General features: G+C 39.5%; 19 protein-coding genes. 8 read left to right on the top strand and 11 right to left on the bottom strand.

Features of this window, described 5'->3' with window-relative positions:
• Positions 1-197: 197 nt before the first annotated feature.
• A complete protein-coding gene (locus tag F952_RS07300) occupies positions 198-971 on the bottom strand; it encodes a sulfite exporter TauE/SafE family protein (RefSeq protein ID WP_004925007.1) in 774 nt (257 codons plus the stop codon).
• A gap of 246 nt (positions 972-1,217) precedes the next feature.
• On the opposite strand from F952_RS07300, the gene F952_RS07305 reads away from it, so the two are divergent.
• Complete coding sequence (locus F952_RS07305; protein ID WP_004925012.1) at positions 1,218-2,177, top strand: sigma-54 interaction domain-containing protein; 960 nt, start codon at positions 1,218-1,220, stop codon at positions 2,175-2,177.
• 432 nt (positions 2,178-2,609) lie between these two features.
• On the opposite strand, the gene F952_RS07310 is transcribed toward F952_RS07305, so the two are convergent.
• On the bottom strand, positions 2,610-3,569 hold the full coding sequence (locus tag F952_RS07310) for an AraC family transcriptional regulator (RefSeq protein WP_004925014.1): 960 nt from the start codon (positions 3,567-3,569) through the stop codon (positions 2,610-2,612).
• A gap of 417 nt (positions 3,570-3,986) precedes the next feature.
• On the opposite strand from F952_RS07310, the gene oxdA reads away from it, so the two are divergent.
• The 6 genes from oxdA (at position 3,987) to F952_RS07340 (ending at position 10,271) form a co-directional block, all read left to right on the top strand.
• Positions 3,987-5,036, top strand: coding sequence for an aliphatic aldoxime dehydratase (gene oxdA / locus F952_RS07315; protein WP_004925018.1), 1,050 nt, complete (start codon positions 3,987-3,989; stop codon positions 5,034-5,036).
• Positions 5,037-5,120: 84 nt separating this feature from the next.
• Positions 5,121-5,999, top strand: coding sequence for a transporter (locus F952_RS07320; RefSeq protein WP_004925022.1), 879 nt, complete (start codon positions 5,121-5,123; stop codon positions 5,997-5,999).
• 137 nt (positions 6,000-6,136) lie between these two features.
• Positions 6,137-7,651, top strand: a complete 1,515-nt coding sequence (locus F952_RS07325) for an amidase (RefSeq protein WP_004925025.1) — start codon at positions 6,137-6,139, stop codon at positions 7,649-7,651.
• A gap of 84 nt (positions 7,652-7,735) precedes the next feature.
• Positions 7,736-8,335 (top strand): nitrile hydratase subunit alpha, encoded by a 600-nt coding sequence (nthA, locus tag F952_RS07330; protein WP_004925028.1) that lies wholly within the window; start codon positions 7,736-7,738, stop codon positions 8,333-8,335.
• Positions 8,336-8,377: 42 nt separating this feature from the next.
• On the top strand, positions 8,378-9,022 hold the full coding sequence (gene nthB / locus F952_RS07335) for a nitrile hydratase subunit beta (protein ID WP_004925029.1): 645 nt from the start codon (positions 8,378-8,380) through the stop codon (positions 9,020-9,022).
• 40 nt (positions 9,023-9,062) lie between these two features.
• Entirely contained in the window at positions 9,063-10,271 is a 1,209-nt protein-coding gene (locus F952_RS07340) for a GTP-binding protein (protein WP_004925030.1), read from the top strand.
• Positions 10,272-10,346: 75 nt separating this feature from the next.
• Here F952_RS07340 and F952_RS07345 read toward each other — a convergent pair whose 3' ends face one another.
• The 3 genes from F952_RS07345 to F952_RS07355 are packed head-to-tail and all read right to left on the bottom strand — an operon-like array spanning position 10,347 to position 14,368.
• Complete coding sequence (locus F952_RS07345) at positions 10,347-11,474, bottom strand: acyl-CoA dehydrogenase family protein (protein ID WP_004925034.1); 1,128 nt, start codon at positions 11,472-11,474, stop codon at positions 10,347-10,349.
• Between the two features lie 16 nt (positions 11,475-11,490).
• Positions 11,491-12,672 (bottom strand): acetyl-CoA C-acyltransferase, encoded by a 1,182-nt coding sequence (locus F952_RS07350; RefSeq protein ID WP_004925037.1) that lies wholly within the window; start codon positions 12,670-12,672, stop codon positions 11,491-11,493.
• A 52-nt stretch (positions 12,673-12,724) separates the two neighbouring features.
• Entirely contained in the window at positions 12,725-14,368 is a 1,644-nt protein-coding gene (locus F952_RS07355; protein WP_004925041.1) for an AMP-binding protein, read from the bottom strand.
• A gap of 441 nt (positions 14,369-14,809) precedes the next feature.
• Between F952_RS07355 and F952_RS07360 the strand changes: the two genes are divergently transcribed.
• Complete coding sequence (locus tag F952_RS07360; protein WP_004925042.1) at positions 14,810-15,853, top strand: AraC family transcriptional regulator; 1,044 nt, start codon at positions 14,810-14,812, stop codon at positions 15,851-15,853.
• 71 nt (positions 15,854-15,924) lie between these two features.
• On the opposite strand, the gene F952_RS07365 is transcribed toward F952_RS07360, so the two are convergent.
• From F952_RS07365 to F952_RS07390, 6 genes are all read right to left on the bottom strand, one after another.
• The gene (locus F952_RS07365) at positions 15,925-16,953 is read right to left on the bottom strand and encodes an enoyl-CoA hydratase/isomerase family protein (RefSeq protein ID WP_004925046.1); all 1,029 of its coding nucleotides are present in this window, start codon (positions 16,951-16,953) and stop codon (positions 15,925-15,927) included.
• A 12-nt stretch (positions 16,954-16,965) separates the two neighbouring features.
• Positions 16,966-17,739: an enoyl-CoA hydratase gene (locus F952_RS07370; RefSeq protein WP_004925049.1), complete on the bottom strand. Its 774-nt coding sequence runs from the start codon at positions 17,737-17,739 to the stop codon at positions 16,966-16,968.
• 52 nt (positions 17,740-17,791) lie between these two features.
• A complete protein-coding gene (locus F952_RS07375; protein WP_004925053.1) occupies positions 17,792-18,919 on the bottom strand; it encodes an acyl-CoA dehydrogenase family protein in 1,128 nt (375 codons plus the stop codon).
• Between the two features lie 81 nt (positions 18,920-19,000).
• Positions 19,001-20,644: an AMP-binding protein gene (locus F952_RS07380; RefSeq protein ID WP_004925055.1), complete on the bottom strand. Its 1,644-nt coding sequence runs from the start codon at positions 20,642-20,644 to the stop codon at positions 19,001-19,003.
• A 78-nt stretch (positions 20,645-20,722) separates the two neighbouring features.
• Positions 20,723-21,616 (bottom strand): 3-hydroxyisobutyrate dehydrogenase, encoded by an 894-nt coding sequence (gene mmsB, locus F952_RS07385; RefSeq protein WP_004925057.1) that lies wholly within the window; start codon positions 21,614-21,616, stop codon positions 20,723-20,725.
• A 14-nt stretch (positions 21,617-21,630) separates the two neighbouring features.
• Positions 21,631-23,139 (bottom strand): CoA-acylating methylmalonate-semialdehyde dehydrogenase, encoded by a 1,509-nt coding sequence (locus tag F952_RS07390; protein WP_004925059.1) that lies wholly within the window; start codon positions 23,137-23,139, stop codon positions 21,631-21,633.
• Between the last annotated feature and the right edge of the window lie 61 nt (positions 23,140-23,200).

Genomic DNA, 23,200 nt, shown 5'->3' on the forward strand with positions numbered 1-23,200 from the left:
ACCTTTTATTTCTTTAATATCTCTAAAATAGCGTATTCAGGTGTGAATAAAGCGTGAAAACAGGCATTGATACTGATCAAGGACTACTCATTTATTATATATAAAGAAATTTCATTAATTGTGGCACGTTGTTGGGTGACACAATTAAGATAATCTTTGTTTTGCGAAATAATTTGAGAACGATTTAAGAACCCCAATTAAGTAGAAAAAGGTAAGTAAATGGCAATAACGAATACGACCAGTGCAAAAATACGCTGTACAGTTTGCACCTGAATTGACCGACTGATTAAGCGTCCACAGAGCATACCCAGCATACATGCTCCAATAAAACCCATGGTGATCTCTAAGGGATAATCGAATCCATTCACTGCATGAATTGCAATACTTACTCCGCCTACTAAAAAAATGATCATTAGCGAGGTAGCCACAATACTTTGCATATTTAGATTAGTCACTTTTCTAAGCGCAGGCACAATGACAAAACCACCACCAACACCCAACAACCCAGTAAGTAATCCAGCCATCATTCCTAAACCACCTAATACCAAAGCTGTTTGCAGATTCCAGATAAACTGTCCAGTAGATGGATTGATCTTACAAGGCGGATTTTGAACATCGTGTAACTTATTAAAAAACACACGATAGGCAACAATTAACATGACAACACAAAAGGCGATTGTCAACCAAAATGCAGATACTAATCCAGCAAGATGAACCCCATACCTCGCAAATGGAATACTAAATAAGGCGATCCAGATCGCTGCTTTGTAACGCACCATTTTTTTAATTAAGCCTTCACTTGCACCTAGCATTGCTGCCAACGTTACAGCCAAAAGGCCTACGGGTGCCGCTTGACTAACAGTCCAGCCTTGACTCAGCATCAATGCTGGAACTGCTAATATTCCACCGCCTGCTCCAGTCATGCCAAGCAGCAAGCCAATCACTGAACCTTCGAGTACGAGTATCCACATGTTAATGTTTATCCATGTAAGTCAAAAAATATATGCTGCTCAAAAGCCTCAAACCTCTTGATTGATTGCCGAATACATAAACTCAGATTTCTATATTCATATTTTGCAAATAAAATGCCAATGTAGAGCATTATTTTTATATAAAATAAAATCAAATATTTATATCAATTCATTGAAATTTATAATTGCTAATTGTTTAATTTGTTCCATAATTTAAAACTAAATATTCTATTTTTGAAACATATAATGAAACAGCATATCGAACTTCAATCAAGGTTCCATAGTGAATCTGCTAAAATGCAGCATATGTTTTCAATTATAAAAAAAGTTGCCATAACTGAGTTTCCAGTATTGGTTCGAGGAGAATCTGGCAGTGGCAAAGAACTTGTGGCGCGTGCCATTCATGATTTGAGTCACCGTAAAAATGAGGTATTTATTGCGGTCAATTGTGCGGCTTTAAATGAGAATATTCTTGAAAGTGAGCTTTTTGGACATGTTAAAGGTGCATTTACAGGTGCAATCCGTGAGCATAAAGGTGTGTTTGAACGCGCCAAAGGCGGTACACTTTTTCTAGATGAAATTGCAGAAATTCCAATGGCTTTACAAGCCAAATTATTACGTGTTTTGGAAGCTGGAGAATTTACCCCATTGGGTGGAGAATATGCGATCAAATCTAATGTACGTATTGTGACTGCAACGCATCGTGCCTTAAGAGAAGAAGCAAAAGTTGGAAATTTTCGTCAAGATTTACTCTATCGTTTACGCGTGATTCCAATTTTTGTTCCACCTCTACGTGAGCGTAAAGAAGATATTGCTCATATCGCTCAGTATATTCTTGATCAACAACACCATGATTCGACCTCTAAACCCGCGTTGACTCAGGCTGCACTTGAAGTTTTGCTTAATTACGACTGGCCAGGCAATGTACGTGAACTTAAGAACACTTTACTCTATGCACTCACCATGACAGATCATCCCTCAGCAATTGATGTTCATGACTTACCTGATGAAATATATAATTTAGAAGATTATTCTGTGCAATCATCAAAATCTATTAGCGAACACTTTCCAAAGTATGGAAAATTTACTTATCACTTGATTCAAGAAACACTCATAAAATATCACTATGATTTAGCTTTAACCGCTAAAGCATTAGGAATCGGGCGTACGACCTTATGGCGATATAGAAAACAATATAATTTATAGTCTTTTCACATCAAGTATTCAACTTAACTTGGATGTTGATACAACATGAATATGCTGGATCGTCTGATTACAGATTGGTGAACAGATATTGGAGATTTATAGGCCAACAGTATCAACCTTAGCATTTGCCATATGAAGAATTTTTAAATCAGTGATTCTTAATACAATTAGTATTTTTTATTGCGTTATCAAGCACTTGCTCAGTTAAGCTTAGTTTGTGCTTGCAATTAGCTGCCTAGATACAAAAATAGTGCTCTTATACTTATGCAACTATCTTCCCAGCATATCTTTTGGATTAAATATGCAACAAAATAAGATATCTTCGCCAACAACAAGAGCACATGCACATTTTTGGGCACATTTCTTTAATCTTGGTATATCAATAAGCAACTTTATAAACAATCCAGCAAATGCTTAATCATTAACCCAAACTTAACTACTACTCAATTTTTTAAAATCTTCTCTTGGTGAAATGCCAAAGGCTTTTTTAAATGCATGGCTAAAATGTGAAAAATCAGTAAAACCATAGTCTAGCGCTGCTTCTGATACACTGGTGACTCTACCACTTTTCAATGCTTCACGGCTTGCATTAAGTCTTTCAGACCAAATGACAGACATGACTGTTTTCTGATGTCTGGCAAACGCTCGACTTAATGTACGTACTGATACACAGTGGGCTTGGGCGACTTTTTCTAAGTTTAATTCTGGGTCACATAGATGTCTTAAAATAAAATTCATGGCCTTGCTATACAAGTCTCGTTCAATCGCTACTTTGCTTAGATCTTGTACTTCCAGACTTAATACCAATAATTCTAAAGCTGATTTGGTAAAGCGTTCAGCAAAATCTATATTGCTAAAATCATAAGTCGCATCCACAGATTGACGTAACATTTCACGTAAAGGAATAATACCAGGTCGGCTTTCATCTAAAACCTGAGCTGTTAATTGCTCAATATTGGGCACTCGGTTTGCCAATAAATGGCGGGGAATTCGAATGAGATGATTTTTTTGACCTGACAAATTAAACTTGAATGTTTGTGCTGCATCGTAAAGCATCAAGCTGTTGTTTTGATATTTTGTGCCACGTCCTCCCTGAACCAGCTCTCCATTTCCATCTTCCATAAATCCAAGCCATAAGTCATCATTTGGGCCAGTACGTAAATGTTTTTCTGTACGCTCCCAAAAGTGCATAGTTGATGAAACTGTACAAATGTCAATCAAACCTACGTGACGCACATTTAATTCGCCATTAAAATTTCTTTTATCTTCAGGCTTGCTTTGGGCGGGGATGCAGTGCCGTAACACCACATCATTCCAGTATTCAAAGCGTTCAGATGCATGTATATCTTGAGTTGAATAATGAATCGGATTTAATGACTGATAATGATTCATGGTAATTTAATCCCTTATACGACTACACAAGATGTCAAAAAATATGGCCTTGCTTTTATAAAGCAAATTTCAAGCCAATTTTTATCTACCCTGTCTCTGCATAGTTAAAGTCTTTTCCATAAGACTCATCTGTTTTATTCATCTCGTTATTTTTTACACATTGATCAAGCAATCCTGCCGCATCAATAATTACTATAAATTAAACGATACCTTCTTTTAGATCAAATTAAAACCTGTCTTTTTCAAACAAGAAATTGTCTATTCTGAACAAGTTTCATTTTATGCCTTACGTAATATCAATATAACAACGGTACTCCAGAACGTACTTCACCGTTAAAACACTGCCTAATTTTTTGATTAAGGCAATACACGTTTTGCGATAGAAACCACTGCAATAAAAGATGTAGGAGAAATAAAATGGAATCAGCAATCGACAAACATCTCAAGTGCCCCAGAACACTTAGCCGCCGAATTCATGATGAATATGAGCCGCCATTTGCCATGTGGGTTGCACGCGCTGACGAAAGTCTTCAACAGGTTGTCATGGCTTACTTTGGTGTTCAGTTTAAATCTGAACAAAAAGCCATTGCCTTAAAAGCGATGCAGCATATCGTGCAGAGTTTCAGTTTGGACAATGGACCACAAAACCATGATATCACCCATCATACAGATAATCAGGGCTATGAAAATTATATTGTCGTTGGATACTGGCGTGACCCTGGTGCCTATTGTCGTTGGTTTCGCTCAACAGAAGTGAGTCATTGGTGGGATTCTGATGAGCGTCTTAATGATGGTATTGGTTATTTTCGTGAAATTGTGATTCCACGCGCGGATCAATTTGAAACGTTATACGCTTTTAAAGAAGATTTACCAGGTGTCGGTGCTGTGATGGATGATATCAGTGATGATATTCAAGAGCACGGATATTGGGGATCAGCACGAGAGCGCTTTCCAATTTCCCAAACAGATCGAATGCTAGCGAACGGCGAGCTCCATATAATTTCGGGTGATCCTGAAAAAGGTGGCCGCGTATTGGTGCAAGGCCATGACAATATTACGCTCATTCGTTCGGGTCAGGACTGGGTCAATGCCGATGAAAAAGAACGTGAATTGTATTTTAATGAAATGCTACCTTCACTTCAGGCAGGTATGGATTTTCTTCGTGATGAAGGACAAGCTTTAGGCTGCTACAGCAATCGTTTTGTTCGGAATGTTGATATTGACGGGAACTTACTGGATATTGCTTACGATATTGGATACTGGCGCTCTCTGGATAAACTTGAACGCTGGGCAGAATCTCACCCTACCCACCTTAGAATTTTTACCACCTTCTTTAAAGTCGTCACTGGATTACAAAATCTACGTCTCTATCATGAAGTTTCGGTCAGTGATGCAAAAAACCAGGTGTTTGAATATATCAACTGTCATCCTCAAACTGGAATGATGCGTGATGCACAAATGACCTAAGCCACGCTAAAAAACATTGTCTAACAATCACAAAAGTACAGTTTTACTGTGCTTCTAGCCAACTGTTATCTAAAGGAAATTCAAATGAAAAAAAAATATGATAACTATGTCATCATGTTGATTGCCTTACTCGCAGTTTACGCAGAATCTCATGCAGCAGAAGTAACTCCTGGCGATTATGAACAAGTCCCAGGCGGTACAACCTTAGGCTTAATTTACTATCAACATGCCACGACAGACTCAGCATATGCGCAAGGCTCAAAAATTGCGGATGATTTCAAAGTAGAATCTGATGTTGGTATTTTCAGATTTATTCACTCATTTCAATTAAATGATCGCACCACTATTGATCCCCAATTTTTACTTCCATTTGGCAAAGTTTCTGGAAAAGACAATGCCAGCAGTTTAGGAGATACATCAGGTATAGGTGACGTCATTTTCACCGCCCCAGTACGTTATCGCTTAAATGATGCCAAAGATATTATTGCTGGAGCATTTTATATCAATGCGCCAACAGGAACTTACGATCGAGATAAGCCCTTAAATCTCGGAAGTAATCGATGGAAGTTAGATTTTCAGGGTGCTTACGTCAAACACTTTAATCCTTACTGGGCACTCGATCTCATTGGAGATGTCGTCTGGTACAGCGAAAACGATGATTATGGCCCAACTTCGGCCAATCTTGAACAGAATCTTTCGTTTGAATCACAAATTATGGGACGCTATATGCCTGATCCAACGACATCATTCGGTCTTGGTTTGGGGTACAACTGGGGTGGCGAAACAAAAATAAATGATGTCAAACAGGATAATCAAATAAAAACAACCAATATTCGTTTCACCGCAAGCAAGTTTTTTACAGCAAAGGATCAGCTTCAAGTTCAGCTTGGAAAAGATTTATCTGTAGAAAATGGAGTAAAAGAAGATTTTCGCCTAAATCTGCGTTATCTCAGAATTTTTTAATATGAATATCGGGACAATCATGATTTAGGTTGTCCTTTATAAACAAATGTCTGGCGTTTTAAATCAAGTTTTCAAGAAAAGAACAGACTAATTTAAAGCATATCTTCAGTCAGAATGATCAGTGGACGGGTAAAAACATGGCAATTCAACGACCAACAATTGATGTTTTAAAACAGATCGCAAATGATCTACATATACAGTTGACTGATACAGAAGCCGCAGAATACTTAAGTATTATACAAAGCAATTTCGATGCCTATGATCTCATTGATGAACTAGATGATGAGATTCCAGAAGTTCGTTATCCTCGCGCGAATAGTTATCGTCCTGATGCAACAGAAAATCCTTTAAATGCATGGTATTACAAAACTGAAGTAAAAGGCGCCCTATCTGGAAAACTTTCAGGAAAGACCATTGCTCTGAAAGATAATATTTTTCTTGCTGATGTTCCAATGATGAATGGTTCAACAACGCTAGAAGGCTTTGTACCTGAGTATGATGCAACCATTGTCACCCGAATGTTAGATGCTGGTGCCACCATTTTAGGCAAAGCCACATGCGAACATTTCTGTCTCTCTGGTGGCAGTCATACTTCTGACCCTGTTGCTGTCCATAATCCTTATCGACATGGATATTCGGCAGGAGGTTCCTCCTCTGGAAGCGCTGCTTTGGTTTCAAATGGTGACGTCGATTTAGCAATTGCATGTGATCAGGGAGGCTCTATCCGTATTCCTGCTGCTTTTTGCGGTATCTACGGTATGAAGCCAACGCATGGTCTCGTTCCATATACAGGGATTATGCCTATTGAAAATACCATCGACCATGTGGGCCCAGTGAGTCGTACCGTTCGAGACAATGCATTATTACTTGAAGTAATTGCAGGTGGTGATGGGCTAGATCCACGTCAATATCATGTCAAAACAGAAGACTATACAAGTTATCTGGATCGCGGTGTAAAAGGATTGAAAATCGGAGTTGTTCGCGAGGGTTTTAATTTAGCCAATATGGATCCTAAAGTTGCTGAAAAAGTCCGTAAAGCAATCGTCGAATTTGAAAAAATGGGGGCAATTGTTGAAGACATTTCTCTGCCTGAACATGCTCTGGCTGGTGCTCTCTGGTCACCTGTTGGCTGTGAAGGTTTAACCGCACAAATGATGCATGGCAATGGAATGGGATTTAACTGGGAAGGTTTATATGGTGTCAAACTTATTGATAAACATAAAGATTGGCGCAAACAAGCAGATCAACTTTCACCTACCTTAAAAGCATGTATGTTTGTAGGCGAATATGGAATCAAAAATTATTCTGGTCGTTACTACGCAAAATCAAAAAATATCACGAGACGTGCTCGAGCTGCGTATGACCAGAAACTGGCTGAATATGATCTATTGTTAATGCCAACCGTCCCTATGGTTGCACAGCCTCTTCCAGAACCAGGCTGTTCTCTCACTGAATATATTAGCAAAGCATTTGAAATGATTGGCAATACGGCGTCACAGGATATTACAGGCCACCCTGCCATGAGTATTCCGTGTGGATTAGTCGATGATTTACCTGTAGGTCTGATGCTCATTGGACCTTATTTTGGCGAGGGCAAAATATATCAGGCAGCAGCAGCATTCGAAAAAAATGTCGATTGGAAAACAATTTAATCAACAGCAAGATCACATCAAGGATTGCAACATTCTCTTTCTAAGTGAGTTGTTGTATTTCATCTCTACCAAGGAGCGTTACACATGAGTATATCTGTTTCTGAAACATCAAGCTCAACCCCAGGCGAGAGAGCATGGGCGTTACATAAGGTTCTTACCAATAAAGGTTTAATTCCAGAGGGCTTTATTGAAGGTTTAACCGACCTTCTTGCCAATAAATTTGATCCAGCCAATGGTGCTCAAGTTGTTGCCAAAGCATGGACCGATCCTGCTTATCGTGAACTTTTATTGCGTGACGGTACTGCGGCTTGTGAAGAATTTGGTTTTACTGGCCCACAAGGTGAGTACATTGTCGCACTCGAAGATACTACAGATGTAAAAAATGTCATCGTTTGTAGCTTGTGTTCATGTACAAATTGGCCTGTTCTAGGGCTTCCACCTGAATGGTACAAAAGCTTTGAATTCCGTGCACGCTTAGTTCGTGAAGGTCGTACTGTTCTTAAAGAACTCGGAACAGAATTACCCGAAAATATGACCGTCAAAGTTTGGGATACCAGTGCAGAAACCCGCTATCTTGTTTTACCTATGCGTCCTGCTGGAACTGAAAATATGACCGTAGAGGAACTGCAAAAGCTGATTACCAAAGACGTCCTCATTGGCGTTGCACTGCCAAAATTACCTTAATTCTTTTGTAAAAATATATCGTTACTTATATGGAGTAAAATTATGGATGGTTTTCATGATTTAGGTGGTGTACAAGGCTTTGGTGCTATTGATCATAAGATTAATTCTAAAAGCTACAAACCTGTCTTTAAAAAAGATTGGGAACATCTTGCCTACACTTTAATGTTTTTAGGTGCTGGGCATCTAAATAAATTCAATATTGATCAGGTTCGCCATGCCGTTGAACGTATTGGATTACGTCAACATGTTGGAACTGAATATTATGAACGTTATGTGATCGCAACAGCTACATTACTGACCGAAGCAGGTGTAATTACCCAGCAAGAACTGGACGAAGCCCTGGGTTCACATTTCCAGCTTGCGACTCCGAATCATTCTACTGGCAGATCAGCTATTGCAGATCGTCCACCTTTTGAAGTGGGTGACCAAGTGACTGTGCGTGATGAATACGTTTCGGGCCACATTCGAGTGCCTGCTTATGTACGAGGTAAAACTGGCGTCGTGGTTCATCGTACGACAGAAAAATGGCCTTTCCCAGATGCGGCTGGTCATGGACATACTGATGCACTCCCTCAACCTACCTATCATGTGGAATTTAACACCCAGGAATTATGGGGTGATGCAGCAGATGCTGGATATGTAGTAGTCGATTTATTTGAAAGTTATCTCGACAAAGCCACAGCATAGTTGATCAATACAAAATCACTGCCTTTAGGAGAATAAAAACATGACTGACGTTATATTGAATCCCACTAAATATGTTAACTCCACACGCATTCCAGTGACTGTTTTATCAGGTTTTTTAGGTTCTGGTAAAACAACTCTACTCAATTATATCTTGAACCATCAAAAAGATATGCGAATTGCTGTGATCGTGAATGATATGAGTGAAATCAATATTGATGCAGAAGATGTACGTCGTCATGTTAATTTAAATAGAGGCAGTGACCAACTTATTGAAATGAGCAATGGCTGTATTTGTTGCACATTAAGAGCTGATTTACTTGAACAAGTCAGCCTTCTCGCTCGCCAGGCCGAATTTGATTATATATTAATCGAATCTACAGGTATTTCAGAGCCTATGCCCGTTGCCGAAACCTTTGCATTTTTAGACCAACATGGATTTAGTTTAAGCGAATTAGCGCGCCTGGATACCATGGTTACTGTCGTCAATGGTGAAAATTTTGAGCAAATGATTCAATCTCGTGACAAGATCGAAATGGATCATCCTGATGAGGTTTCAGTTCAACGACATTTATCAGATTTGCTGTTGGAGCAGGTCGAATATGCAAATGTTATTTTAGTCAGTCGCATAGATATCATTGGTGAAGATCGATTCAAACATTTACGTTCTTTACTTGCAGAGCTTAATCCATCCGCCAAGATTTTTCCAATTTCTCATGGTGCCATTGACCTCAACAACATTTTAAATACGTATACATTTGATTTACCCGATTTGGTTAAATCACCAGGATGGATGAAACATCTGGATCAGGAACAAGCGGTTCATTCTGAATCTGAAACTTATGGGATCTCGTCATGGGTATACAGTGCGCGCTTACCCTTTCATCCTCAACGGTTCCAGCACTTTTTAGCACACCCCTGGACTAACGGTACGCTACTCCGTTGTAAAGGTTATATATGGAATGCCAAGTGTTATCAGGACATTGGCATGCTTGTTCAAACAGGTGGTCAGTTTGAATGGGAAATCGTTGGGCGCTGGTGGAACTTTATTAATCAATCAGACTGGCCTCAAGACCATTATCGACGCGATAGTATTTTTGAAAAATGGGATGAGCGTACAGGGGACTGTCGTCAGGAAATTGTATTTATTGGCCAAAATATTGACTGGAACACACTCAAACATCAACTTGATGATTGTCTGTTAACACTTCAGGAAATTGAAGATGGCCCCGAAGCATGGCTTAATTATTAATTTTTATCTACCCGCTTAAACATTCATGCACATTTCACAAACTACAATGTGCATGAATAATACAAAGCAATATAATTACAAACTTCTAGAAATGACTATACGCTGCACATCGCTCGTTCCTTCGTAAATTTGTGCAATTCGGACATCTCGATAAATCTGCTCAACTGGAAAATCTTTCAGATAACCATAGCCACCCAAAGTCTGGAGAGCACCTGAACATACTTTTTCAGCCATTTCTGATGCAAATAACTTTGCCATTGAAGCTTCAACCAGTGATGCTTGATTTGATTCTCTCAGACTTGCAGCATGCCAGACCATTTGTCGTGCCACTGCAACTTGAGTTGCCATATCTGCCAAGCGGAAGCCAACAGCCTGATGTTCAATAATGGGTTGACCAAAAGCAGTTCGCTCTTTGGCATATTTAATTGCCACATCCAATGCTGCCTGGGCCATCCCCACCGATTGTGCTGCAATACCAATACGACCACCTGCCAAATTATCTAGCGCAATCTTATACCCCTGACCTTCTTCACCAAGAAGATAATCTTTTGATAAGCGAACTCCATCAAGCTGGATCTGACCTGTGTCAGAGGCATGCTGCCCCATTTTTTCTTCAAGTCTTACAACACTATAACCAGCCGTATCAGTGGGTACAAGAAAAGCACTAATTCCTTTTTTACCAGCATCAGGATTTGTTACGGCAAAAACAATAACAACATCTGCATGCTGTGCCGAGGTAATAAACTGCTTGCTGCCAGTAATAATGTAATCGTCACCGTCTTTAATCGCTTTGGTTTTTAAATTACTGGCATCTGTACCCGCTTGAGGCTCTGTTAGTGCAAAAGCACCTAACATCTGACCTTGCGCCAAAGGAATTAAAAATTGATGTTTTTGCTGGTCATTACCATATTTCAGGATTGGCATACATACGACTGAATTATGTACACTCATAATGGTAGAGCAAGCGCCATCTGCCGATGCAATTGCTTCAATAGCAGTCGCATATGCGATATAGCCTGTATCTGATCCACCCCATACTTCAGGAACCAACATCCCCATCAATCCAAGTTGTCCCATTTCTTTAATGATATCGTGGGGAAATTGATGTTTTTGATCCCACTCTGCCGAGAGTGGCTTAATTCTTTCTTGAGCAAATTGTTGAGTCATCTCTCTAATTTGCTGCTGTTGTTCTGTCAAAATCATGTTCTGTCCCTAGAGTTTAATCAATTTCTATTGCAAGAGCTAACGCTTCCCCACCACCAATACAAATAGCAGCAATACCCCGTTTTAGTTGACGTTGTCTGAGTGCATGAATGAGGGTCACCACAATGCGTGCCCCAGAAGTACCCAGTGGATGCCCTAAGGCACATGCGCCACCATGAACATTCACTTTGGCATGTGGAATGCCTAACTCGTGCATTGCAATCATAGGTACAATGGCAAAAGCTTCATTAATTTCAAATAGATCAACTTGGTCAATGTTCCAGTCACATTGTTTAATCAGTTTCTGAATTGCATAAACTGGAGCAGTCGTAAATAAATGGGGTTCACCAGCGTATGATGTTTGTCCAACAATACGAGCTAAAGGCTTAAGCCCTTGGCTTTGTGCATAATTTTTACTGGTCAGAACCAATGCTGCTGCGCCATCTGAAATTGAACTCGCATTGGCTGCTGTAATTGTTCCACTACTGCTAAATGCTGGTTTGAGTTGAGAGATTTTTTCAGGTTTAGCTTTTAAGGGTTGTTCATCTTGCTGGATAATGTGTTGTTGATCTTTATGATGTACAGTTAAAGCTACAATTTCGGCCTTAAACTGATCTGTTTCAATAGCATCACGTGCTCGTTGCAAAGATGTGATTGCAAAATGATCTTGCTGTTCACGACTTAGCTGATAATGTTGTGCACTATCTTCTGCGAAGGTTCCCATGAGGCGGCCAGGTTGGTAAGCATCCTCCAGGCCATCTAGAAACATGTGATCCAACACTTTACCATGCCCCATACGATAGCCAGCACGCGCATGCTGTAACAAATAGGGTGTATTGGACATGCTTTCCATCCCCCCTGCAATCACCACCTGTGCTTGTTGAGTTTCTAGTAAATTTTTTGCAAAAATAATACTTTGTAGACTTGAGCCACAGACTTTATTCAGTGTGGTACAGGCGACAGATACACTTAATCCCGCCTTCAACGTTGCTTGACGTGCAGGTGCTTGCCCTTGACCTGCGGTTAAGACGCATCCCATCAATACCTGATCGATTTGATCAGACTCAATGCCCGCCTGTTTTACCGCTTCCTGAATAGCAAAACTTCCAAGTTCGGTGGCCGAAAATGGTTTTAACTCACCCAGAAAACCACCCATAGGTGTGCGTATTGCACTCAAAATCACAACTTCATTGTTCATTGTCTATCTCTAAAGAACGAATACCTTAATGCTCTGCCTGATGATCAAAAATTTAACCCGATAACTGCATACGGGAGATTTCCTGTTGTTTTAAAACTCCACGCTGGATTTTGCCACTGGCTGTTTTAGGTAATTGATCTACAAATTCTATTTCTTTAGGATAAGCATGCTTTGAAAGGCGTCCGCGGACATATTGTTTAAGTTTTTCGCTCAGTGATTGATCAGCCTGAGACTTGTATTGTGATTTTAAAACAACAAAAGCTTTTACAATTTCAGTTCTGATTGCATCAGGCTTACCAATCACCGCAGATTCAAGAACCTCTTGGCACTCAAGTAAAGTACTTTCAACATCAAAAGGCCCTACACGATAACCCGATGTTGTAATTACATCATCTATACGCCCGACAAAGTCGATACTGCCAAACGCATTCATTTTCACAGTATCACCCGTAATATAATACTGACCAACAAATGCGCTTCGATTGTTTTCGCCGTACCCTGTAAACCAGAATAATGGAGAGGCAGCACTATCTATTGCTAATACACCAATAGAATCAGATGATAGTTCTTGATGATGTTCATCTAATACGACAAAACGATAACCAGGAATTGCATATCCAGCAGAGCCAATCTTTACATGATGCTCAAGTGCATGGTGATTTGCGATGACCATACCCAGTTCAGTTTGACCATACTGATCATAAATATTGATGTCTAAATCATTCTTAAACCAATGGACGACCTCTGGTGTTAAAGGTTCTCCGGCACTACTCACCACACGTAAATAATCTTTAATTTCAGCATCAAATTTTTCTTTAAATCCAAAGAACATCCTAAAGGCAGTAGGCGATCCAATCAAATTAGAGACTTTGTATTTTTTAATTAATTCAATTGCACGATCAACACTAAATCCTTGTTCATCTAAAATGATGCTATGGCCCAGGCTTAAAGGCCCTGTTATCCCGTAGTACAAACCATAGGCCCAGCCAGGATCTGCGAGATTCCAGAAAGAATCTGACTGATTTAATCCAACAGCGTGCGTCATATAGCCTTTAAAAGATAAAATTGCTTTGAGTGGCACAGGCACAGGTTTAGCCAAACCAGTCGTTCCAGACGTAAACATCATCAAAAAATGATCATTAAAGGTAATCATTTCAGATTGATATTGGGCATCAAAATGCTTAAGTGCATTCCAAAAATCAGGTTGATCTAAAATATCAAATGAATCTTTTTCTACTGTTAAGACTTTTAAATTGTTCACAGCATTTAATTTTGCCGCTTGTTCTTTGTTGGTCACAACCAGTTGTGTCTGAGCTACACTCAAACGATGTTCAATTGCTTTTGATTCAAATGCAGTAAATAACGGTTGATAAATAGCTCCCATTCGCCAAGTGGCTAAAATTGTAATCAACAATTCGGGAGTACGAGGTAATAGACCCGCAATGCATTGTCCGGGTTGCACACCTTGAGACTTAAAATAATTTGCCAATTGACCAGAATAAGTTGCCAACTCATCGAAGGTGAATTGCTTTGTCTCACCCTCAAGCCCTTCCCAAATCAATGCGATTTTATTTTGTCCCACATAACGGCCACAACATTCTTCATAAGCATTGATCGATTGGGGATGGCCTATCAATTGCTGCTCTATTAATTGATTCAAATCAAATGCTTGATATGCTTGCTCTAATGTTTGCATTTCATTATTCTCCCTTTTTTCCCTGTTATTCTGATAGATGTATCAAATACAAAAATCGTATTTCCTATATCATCTATAGTCCTTTAAACCCTTATATATCCTGATGATATTATTCAATCCATATATAACTTAGCAGCACATCGTATTTTTTCAATTTCAAAAAACTGCAATTAAATTGCAAGTTTTAGCCATAAATTTGTGATTATTTTAGCATCGTGCTGCATACACAATTTAAGTCAAGTTTTTGAAAAAAATAACTGCTCAAATAGAATTTGACCCTGATCACCCTGCTTGTGGGCAAGACGTAAGCTGCTCAAATAACTACTGCTTTTAAAGCAATTTTGTTTTGATTAAAGTACAATTTCAAATGGTTTCAATTGCTTTGAAGGTTGTAAAAAAGCATTCTAATCAAAGTAAAAATTAAAGGATTAAGGTTGTAATATGGATTTATTATCCCATTCCAATAAAGGGACAATTTCAATTGCTCTGGTTAATGAGGCTTTGCAGGGAGCTTATACGACAGGCTTGGATGTCGAAAAAATTGTGAAAGCTGTAGGGATTTCGCCCGAACTGCTGGCATTTCCCAAAGCTCGTGTCACTATTGATCAATATGCCCGCCTTTGGATTGAATTAGCCGACGTTTTGAATGATGAGTTTTTTGCAATGGACTCTCATCCCATGCGCAGAGGAAGTTACCGATTACTGGCCAAACTTGCCATGCAATCAGAAACTTTAGAAAAAGCCTTACAAGATATTCTTCACTATTTTTCGAATATTCTGGATGATATTCATCCGCAACTTAAAATAGACAATCATCAGGCTTATATTGTTTTACAGGATCGTCAGCACCCTAAACGCATGTTTGTTTACGCAACACTGATTATGTTAATTCATGGTTTATTATGCTGGTTATCTGATCAAAGAATTAGTATTGATCATATTAAAATAAAATCTGTCAAACCTATCTACCCTCAAGATTATTACATTCGTTTTTGTGAAAAAATTGAATTTTCTTCAGATGAGAATCTGATCGCGATTAATTCAGCATGTTTAAAATTAAAAATCAAAAAAAATAAAAATGATCTGATTAATTTTTTAAAACATACCCCTCATAATTTGTTAGTTCGCTACAAAAATGAAGATGCACTTGGTCTTCTCATTAGAAGGCACCTTATTCGTCATCATCCTTCAGAATGGCCAGAGTTAAAGCAACTTTCCCATGAATTACACATGTCGGAAGCAACCCTTCAACGACGTCTCAAAGCTGAAAATATGAGCTATCAAGCTTTAAAAAATGAAATTCGTTGCGATATTGCGATTGAGCAATTGATTAATACCAAACATACTTTAAATGAAATCAGTGAAGCACTGGATTTTCATGATCCAAGTGCTTTCCATAGAGCATTTAAAAAGTGGATGGGAATGAGTCCAAGTGCATATAGAAAAGCATATTTCCAGCACAAAATTCCGCCTGTCTCTGCATAAAAGCATATTTAGAACTAGCGGAATAGCAGCAAGAAATCTCTTACGCTTGCCAGTAAGTCAGTCTGAAATGACTAACCTAATTGGCCTAATATATTATCTAAAGTCGCATTATGCTGCTGCCATTGCGGTTGTTTATCTTTATCAATAATCAACGCTCGAACACCCTCAATCATATCACCATGTTCAAACCAGATATCCTGTAATTTTCGCTCGATACGCATACATTGCTGTAATGACCATCCACGCCCTAGCAGCTGTAACTTTAAACTGGTTTTTTTTGCAATAGAGGAACGTTGTTGCAAAGTATTTAACACTTTACTTGTCCATACTTGATAGTTGGGATCTTGTTCATTTTTCAAACTTTCTTCGATATCTTGCACATTTTTAAGACCAAAATGCTGACGAATGGCTTCAAGCCATAGACTGAGTTCACTCTGAACAGGGCTGGAGATATAAGCAGAAATAATCTTCTGAATATGAAATTTATCTAAGTTCTGTGATTGGCTGAATGCATTTTCTAGTCGCTCAAAATTCTGACTCGGAACATGATAATCAATCAGATCTAAATACAATGCATCACTACTACTGATTTGATCACCAGTCAGTGCCAAATATACCCCAACATCATCTAAACGAGATAAGAAATAAGTCGCTGCAACATCTGGGAAAAAACCTATTGCTGTTTCTGGCATTGAAAATCGTGATTTTTCACTACTCACCAAGATATGACAAGCCTGTGCTAAACCAAAACCACCACCCAATACATATCCATCCAATAAAACAATCACTGTTTTTTTAGACGTTCGAATGCTATTGAGCATCTCATATTCAGCAATGAAATAATCTTTATACTCTTCTGATCCACTTTTATAACTTTCATAAAGATAGCGAATATCACCACCTGCACAAAATGCTTTAGGACTATTTGATTTAATTAATATGGCCTGAACATTTACATCACCTTGCCAATCCTCAACTTGTTGACGAATCGCATTAATCATTTCTAGAGATAGCGCGTTCAGACTCGCTGGACGATTTAAAATAATTGTTCCTAAAGCGTTTTTATGTTCAATGAGTAAATGATTGTCAGTAGTAGTCATCGCTTCATCCTATTATTGATGTTTAAATTGGGCTGGACGTTTATCAATAAATGCTTGCATGCCTTCTTTCTGATCTAAGGTCGCAAAAACTGAATGGAACATTCGGCGCTCAAAACGTAAACCCTCTGCTAAACTCACTTCAAAAGCTCGATTAATTGACTCTTTAATCATTATGGTAGATACCCGTGATTTTTCCGCTATTTTTTCGGCAGCCTGTAAGGTTTGTTCTAAAAGTTCTTCTTTACTAAAAACGCGTGCCACCAAACCACTTTGTTCTGCCTCAGCAGCCTGCATTTGCCGTGCAGTCAAACACATTTCCATGGCTTTGGCTTTGCCTATTGCAAGCGTTAGACGCTGTGTTCCACCAATACCAGGAATGACACCTAAAGTTACTTCTGGTAGTGCAAACTTGGCATTGTCGGCACAATAAATAAAGTCACACATGAGTGCTAACTCACAGCCACCACCTAAAGCATAACCACTCACTGCGGCAATTAAAGGCTTACGACGCTGTGCAATACGATCTGCAAGACTAAAAAAATCATCAAAATAAATATTTGGAAAAGTTAATTCTGCCATTTCTTTGATATCCGCACCTGCGGCAAAGGCTTTTTCTGAACCTGTAAGGACGATACAACCAATCGTTTGATCATTTTCTAAATCGTCTAAGGCTAAATTTATTTCATAAATTAATTCTGAGTTTAAAGCATTTAATGCTTTTGGACGGTTAAGTGTAATCAAGCCCACACCCTTACGTTTTTCCAATAAAATTGTTGCGAATGTCATTTTTAGAATCCTTATCTTAATTTTATGATAAAAATACAGCAGCAAAGGTCAGTTATAGGCTTCTTGCTATCACTAAACGCTGAATATCACTTGTACCTTCATAAATCTGGCAAATACGTGCATCACGATAAATTCGCTCGATGGGAAAGTCTTTTAAATAGCCATAGCCACCAAAGATTTGCAAAGCAGCAGAACATACGCGTTCGACCATTTCAGATGAAAATAATTTCGCCATTGATGCTTCATTTAAACAAGGTTTTCCAGCTTCTTTAAGCCGCGCTGCGTAATGAACCAATTGTCGTGCTGCTTCAATTTCTGTGGCCATACTGGCTAAACGAAAGGCTAACGCCTGATGCTCAAAAATAGGCTTTCCAAAGGTCACACGCTCTTTGGCATATTTTGTCGCTTCTTCTAGTGCAGCACGTGCCAAACCAACGGCTTGCGCTGCAATCCCAATACGGCCACCTTCCAGATTAGACAATGCTATTTTTAGTCCCTCACCTTCCTGACCAAGCATTAAGCTGTGATGTACTCGAACATCCGTTAAAGCAATTTGGCACGTATCTGACGCATGTAAACCCAATTTTTCTTCGGTGCGAATCACCTCATAACCCAAGGTTTCACGCGGCACAATAAATGCACTCAGCCCTTTTTTCCCTGCATTCGGATCTGTCACAGCAAATACAATAATCACGCCCGCATTATGACCTGATGTTATAAATTGTTTAGCGCCATTAATAATCCATTCATCACCTTGTTTAATTGCTCGGGTTTTAATGGCTGCGGCATCGGAACCTGTATGTGGTTCCGTTAAAGCAAATGCACCGATCATTTCACCTTGTGCTAAAGGCACTAGATATTTCTGCTTTTGCTCCTCTGTACCAAATTTAGCAATGGGTACACAGCCAACAGAATTATGTACACTCATAATGGTTGAAGTCGCACCATCTGCGGCAGCGATTTCTTCAAGTGCCAGCACATAAGCTAAATTTCCTGTATTTGATCCGCCCCATTTCTCACTCACCAGCATTCCCATAAAACCCAATTGCCCCATTTGGGACAAAACGTCTTTTGGAAAAATGCTATGCTTATCCCATTCTGCTGCATTAGATTTAATCTGTTCATTGGCAAAACTTTTCGCCATATCCTGAATTAATAGCTGTTCTTCATTAAATTGCATTTCACATTCCTTGGCTCATTTTTATACAATGCATTAAGCAAAACTGCTTATTTTAAGCAATCATTTTTTAGGTTGAATTGATTAGGATTGCTTGGCAATCTCTTGATTACGCAACAAAAACCGTTGAATCTTACCACTTGGAGTTTTAGGCAACTCTGTCACAAACTCAACTTGTCTTGGATAAGCATGTGCCGATAAACGCTTTTTAACAAATTGGCGTAGTTCCTCGGCCAATTGCTCTGATGGGCTCGTCTGTGCTGTCAAAATCACAAATGCTTTTACAATTTCCGTTCTTTCTGGGTCAGGCACACCAATAACTGCTGCTTCAATTACAGCTTGATGTTCAATTAATGCACTTTCAACATCGAAAGGACCAATACGATAGCCTGATGTGGTGATGACATCATCACTACGCCCTACAAAACTCATACTGCCATCCGCATGTAATTCGGCTGTATCACCTGTTAAGTAATAATGCTTTAAAAAAGGAGATTTTCGACTTTCTTGATAACCACCAAACCACATCATCGGCGACTTTTGAATATCGACGGCCAATATTCCAGCCGTATCCGCTGGAAGTTCATTGCCCTGCTCATCCACTACGGCCACACGATAGCCTGGACTTGCAAAACCTGCTGTTCCTGCACGCACATCATGGCTTAAACCGTGATGATTACATACCACCATACCCACTTCAGTCTGACCATAATGATCAAAAATAGGGGCATCTAAAGTGTGTTTAAACCAACGAAATACTTCTGGATTGAGTGGTTCACCTGCACTACTTATCACACGTAATTTACCCTTTAGGCAGGCGATTTTCGCTGGATCTGCTGCCATCATCATGCGGTATGCAGTCGGTGCACCTGCCAAATTGGTAATTTTATAATCCTCAATAATTTGGCACAAACTATCGATACTAAAACCACCCTCATAAAATAAGGTTGCATGCCCCAAAAGCAGTGGCCCGGTTATGGCATAATATAAACCATATGCCCAGCCAGGATCTGCAAGATTCCAAAAGACATCATCGGTGCGTAAACCAATGGCATCTTTCATATAATGACCAAACGCGATTAATGCCTTTAAAGGCACTTCCAAAGGCTTTGCAGGGCCTGTGGTTCCCGACGTAAACATCAGTAAAAATGGTTTTTGAATGTCTTGTAAAACCAAATCACAGTGGTCAGACGCTTGACTCACTTGCTTCCAAAAATTTAAGTCTTGATCATTTACTGCATGATCTTTTTCGCCAATAACCGTCATGATGGGTGGACAATGCGCTACTTCATCAAGCTTGCTCCGATTACCCAAATCAGTCACAACCAATTTACTTTTTGCAAGCTGCACGCGATGCTCAATCGCTTTCGGGCCAAATGCCGTAAAAAGTGGCTGATAAACTGCACCAATTCGCCAAGCACCTAAAATCACCACCAATAATTCAGGTGTTCTGGGTAATAAACCTGAAATACGATCGCCTGTTTGAACCCCTTGTGATTTTAAAAAATTGGCAAATTGACTGGACCACTTTTGTAATTGTGCAAACGTATATTGATATTGACGACCATCTTTGCCTTGCCAATATAATGCTATTTTTTCGGGGTTTGATTCTGCATGTCGATCACAACATTCGTAACATGCATTAACTTGATCCAGTGAACCAGATAACATTTCATTTGCTGCTCTATGAAAGTCAAATGAGGTTGCGACCGTTTGATAATCCAACATATCAGATACTCCATCCTAGATGTATTGTTATTTTTGAATCGAAATTTCTACTGTTTAATTGCTTTTCTTCGCCTGATTTTATTGCGAATTTTGCGGTAAATATTGCTGAATAATACTTGAAAAATCCAGTTGTGCATTTCCTTGCATACATAACTGTTGATATTGTTGTTGTACCAATCCAGCCAAAAGTACAGGCTGTTTGACTTGTCCTGCCGCTTCTATCGCTAGTCCAAGATCTTTCAACATTAATTGCGTCGCAAATCCATCGCTATAACCGCGACCAGCAGGCGCATTGGCAGAAACATCTGGCCAAGGATTGCACACTTCAGAACTCCAGCAACGACCACTTGAGCTATTAATTACGCCCGCCAAAATCTGCGGATCAATGCCTAGTTTTGCACCTAGCGCCATACCTTCTGCGACTGCCGTCATTGAAATGCCTAAAATTAAATTATTACAAATCTTGGCAATCTGGCCCGAACCGACCTCACCACAATACACAATGTTTTTACCCATTGAACTTAAAACAGACTTCACCTGTTCAAATAGATCAGCATCCGTTCCGACCATAAATGTTAATGTGCCTGCTTGTGCACCAATGGTTCCACCCGATACAGGTGCATCACAAACTTTAATCCCTTTTTCTGCACCAATTTTTGCAATATCTTTAATACTTTGCGGGTCAATGGTACTGCTATCGATACATATACTGCCTTGCTTGAGTACCGTAAATACGCCGTCTTCAGCTAAATAAATCTCTTTGACATGCTTGGCTGCAGGTAGCATGGTGATCACAATATCCGCATTTTTTGCAGCGTCGTGTGGACTATCTGAAGCAATGCCACCTGCCTCAACAAAATGTGCAATCGCAGTTTGACTAAGATCAAAGCCATACACTGTTGCGCCAGTTTTGAGTAAATTTTGGACCATTTTTCCGCCCATATTTCCCAAACCAATAAATGCAATATTCATCCTTGAACTCCTATTTAACGCAAACTAATCGTGGTGTTGACTTCCCCTTTCTCCTGGGTATCTTCAAACCAACGGCTGGTAATGGTTTTGGTTTGTGTATAGAACTGCACCGCTTGTTTGCCATAAGGTCCCAAGTCACCTAATTTTGAACCTCTGGAACCTGTAAAACTAAAAAACGGAACAGGTACGGGGATTGGAATATTAATACCCACCTGACCAATATCAATCGCATTTTGGAATGTTCTAGCTACAGCACCGCTTTGGGTAAATAAGCCCACACCATTACCAAATGGATTTGCGTTAATCAGTGCAATTGCATCTTCAAGCGTGTCTACATGAATAATGGCTAAAACAGGACCAAAAATTTCTTCTTTATAAATACGCATAGACGTTGAGACTTGATTAAATATGGTTGCACCAACAAAATTACCATTTTCATAGCCGTTCACTTTGACATCACGACCATCAAGCAATAATTCAGCGCCTTCCTGCACACCACTATTAATTAAATCAATCACGCGTGCTTTTGCACGTGGAGAAATCACAGGCCCAATATCAGTTTGAGGTTCATGACCTGCATTCACTTTCAACGTTTTGGCTTTTTCGACTAATTGATTTACCCAGTTTTTAGTTTCTCCAACCATGACTGCCACAGATAATGCCATGCAACGTTGACCTGCTGCACCAAAAGCCGCACCAACCAAGGCATTTAAAGTTTGCTCTTGATGAGCATCTGGCATCACGACCACATGGTTTTTTGCACCCATCATGGATTGCACACGTTTACCATGCTGCCCCGCCAAGTTATAAACATGCGTTCCTACAGCCGTTGAGCCCACGAATGAAATCGCTTTTATATCTTGATGTGTACATAAACGATCAACCACCTCTTTACCACCATGTACCACATTAAGAACACCCGCTGGCACACCTGCTTCTGCTGCTAATTCGACCAGCATCATGGTCGATAGTGGATCTTGTTCTGAGGGTTTGAGTACAAAAGTATTGCCACACACTATCGCCATAGGAAACATCCACAAGGGAATCATGGCAGGAAAATTAAATGGGGTAATGCCCGCACAAACGCCTAAAGGTTGCTGCAAGGTATACGTATCTACCCCACGTGCCACACCTTCAATGTATTCCCCCATTTGTAATGTACCCACAGAACATGCATGTTCAACCACTTCTAAACCACGTTGAATATCGCCTTCTGCATCTGCCAAGGTTTTGCCTTGTTCGGCTGTTAATACACCAGCAATTTCTTTCATATTGGTGCGAATCAAATCTTGTAATTTGAGCATAATGCGCATTCGTGCTTGTATCGGTGTTAAATGCCAGGTTTTAAAAGCTTGCTTTGCAGCAGCAATCGCAACATCGACTTCTTCTAAAGTCGCCATAGGAACACGCCCAAGCACCTCTTGAGTGGCTGGATTAAGAATGTCTTGCCACTCGGTAGTTTTTGAATCGATAAACTTTCCATCAATGAATAATTTGGCCGTCTTCAAATGCATATTTGACATGATATTGATAACCTCTCCATAGGTTGTATTTTTATTATGACTTCCGAGAAAAGACTAAAAA

The sequence above is a fragment of the Acinetobacter baylyi DSM 14961 = CIP 107474 genome (assembly GCF_000368685.1).
Lineage (GTDB): Bacteria > Pseudomonadota > Gammaproteobacteria > Pseudomonadales > Moraxellaceae > Acinetobacter > Acinetobacter baylyi.

Excerpts from the sequence above, each read along its gene's own strand:
- nthB (WP_004925029.1), top strand. The coding sequence starts at position 8,378 with ATGGATGGTTTTCATGATTTAGGTGGTGTACAAGGCTTTGGTGCTATT.
- F952_RS07325 (WP_004925025.1), top strand. The coding sequence starts at position 6,137 with ATGGCAATTCAACGACCAACAATTGATGTTTTAAAACAGATCGCAAAT.
- F952_RS07350 (WP_004925037.1), bottom strand. The coding sequence starts at position 12,672 with ATGAACAATGAAGTTGTGATTTTGAGTGCAATACGCACACCTATGGGT.
- oxdA (WP_004925018.1), top strand. The coding sequence starts at position 3,987 with ATGGAATCAGCAATCGACAAACATCTCAAGTGCCCCAGAACACTTAGC.
- nthA (WP_004925028.1), top strand. The coding sequence starts at position 7,736 with ATGAGTATATCTGTTTCTGAAACATCAAGCTCAACCCCAGGCGAGAGA.
- F952_RS07345 (WP_004925034.1), bottom strand. The coding sequence starts at position 11,474 with ATGATTTTGACAGAACAACAGCAGCAAATTAGAGAGATGACTCAACAA.
- F952_RS07305 (WP_004925012.1), top strand. The coding sequence starts at position 1,218 with ATGAAACAGCATATCGAACTTCAATCAAGGTTCCATAGTGAATCTGCT.
- F952_RS07360 (WP_004925042.1), top strand. The coding sequence starts at position 14,810 with ATGGATTTATTATCCCATTCCAATAAAGGGACAATTTCAATTGCTCTG.
- F952_RS07390 (WP_004925059.1), bottom strand. The coding sequence starts at position 23,139 with ATGTCAAATATGCATTTGAAGACGGCCAAATTATTCATTGATGGAAAG.
- F952_RS07310 (WP_004925014.1), bottom strand. The coding sequence starts at position 3,569 with ATGAATCATTATCAGTCATTAAATCCGATTCATTATTCAACTCAAGAT.
- F952_RS07340 (WP_004925030.1), top strand. The coding sequence starts at position 9,063 with ATGACTGACGTTATATTGAATCCCACTAAATATGTTAACTCCACACGC.
- F952_RS07355 (WP_004925041.1), bottom strand. The coding sequence starts at position 14,368 with ATGCAAACATTAGAGCAAGCATATCAAGCATTTGATTTGAATCAATTA.
- mmsB (WP_004925057.1), bottom strand. The coding sequence starts at position 21,616 with ATGAATATTGCATTTATTGGTTTGGGAAATATGGGCGGAAAAATGGTC.
- F952_RS07300 (WP_004925007.1), bottom strand. The coding sequence starts at position 971 with ATGTGGATACTCGTACTCGAAGGTTCAGTGATTGGCTTGCTGCTTGGC.
- F952_RS07380 (WP_004925055.1), bottom strand. The coding sequence starts at position 20,644 with ATGTTGGATTATCAAACGGTCGCAACCTCATTTGACTTTCATAGAGCA.
- F952_RS07365 (WP_004925046.1), bottom strand. The coding sequence starts at position 16,953 with ATGACTACTACTGACAATCATTTACTCATTGAACATAAAAACGCTTTA.
- F952_RS07320 (WP_004925022.1), top strand. The coding sequence starts at position 5,121 with ATGAAAAAAAAATATGATAACTATGTCATCATGTTGATTGCCTTACTC.
- F952_RS07375 (WP_004925053.1), bottom strand. The coding sequence starts at position 18,919 with ATGCAATTTAATGAAGAACAGCTATTAATTCAGGATATGGCGAAAAGT.
- F952_RS07370 (WP_004925049.1), bottom strand. The coding sequence starts at position 17,739 with ATGACATTCGCAACAATTTTATTGGAAAAACGTAAGGGTGTGGGCTTG.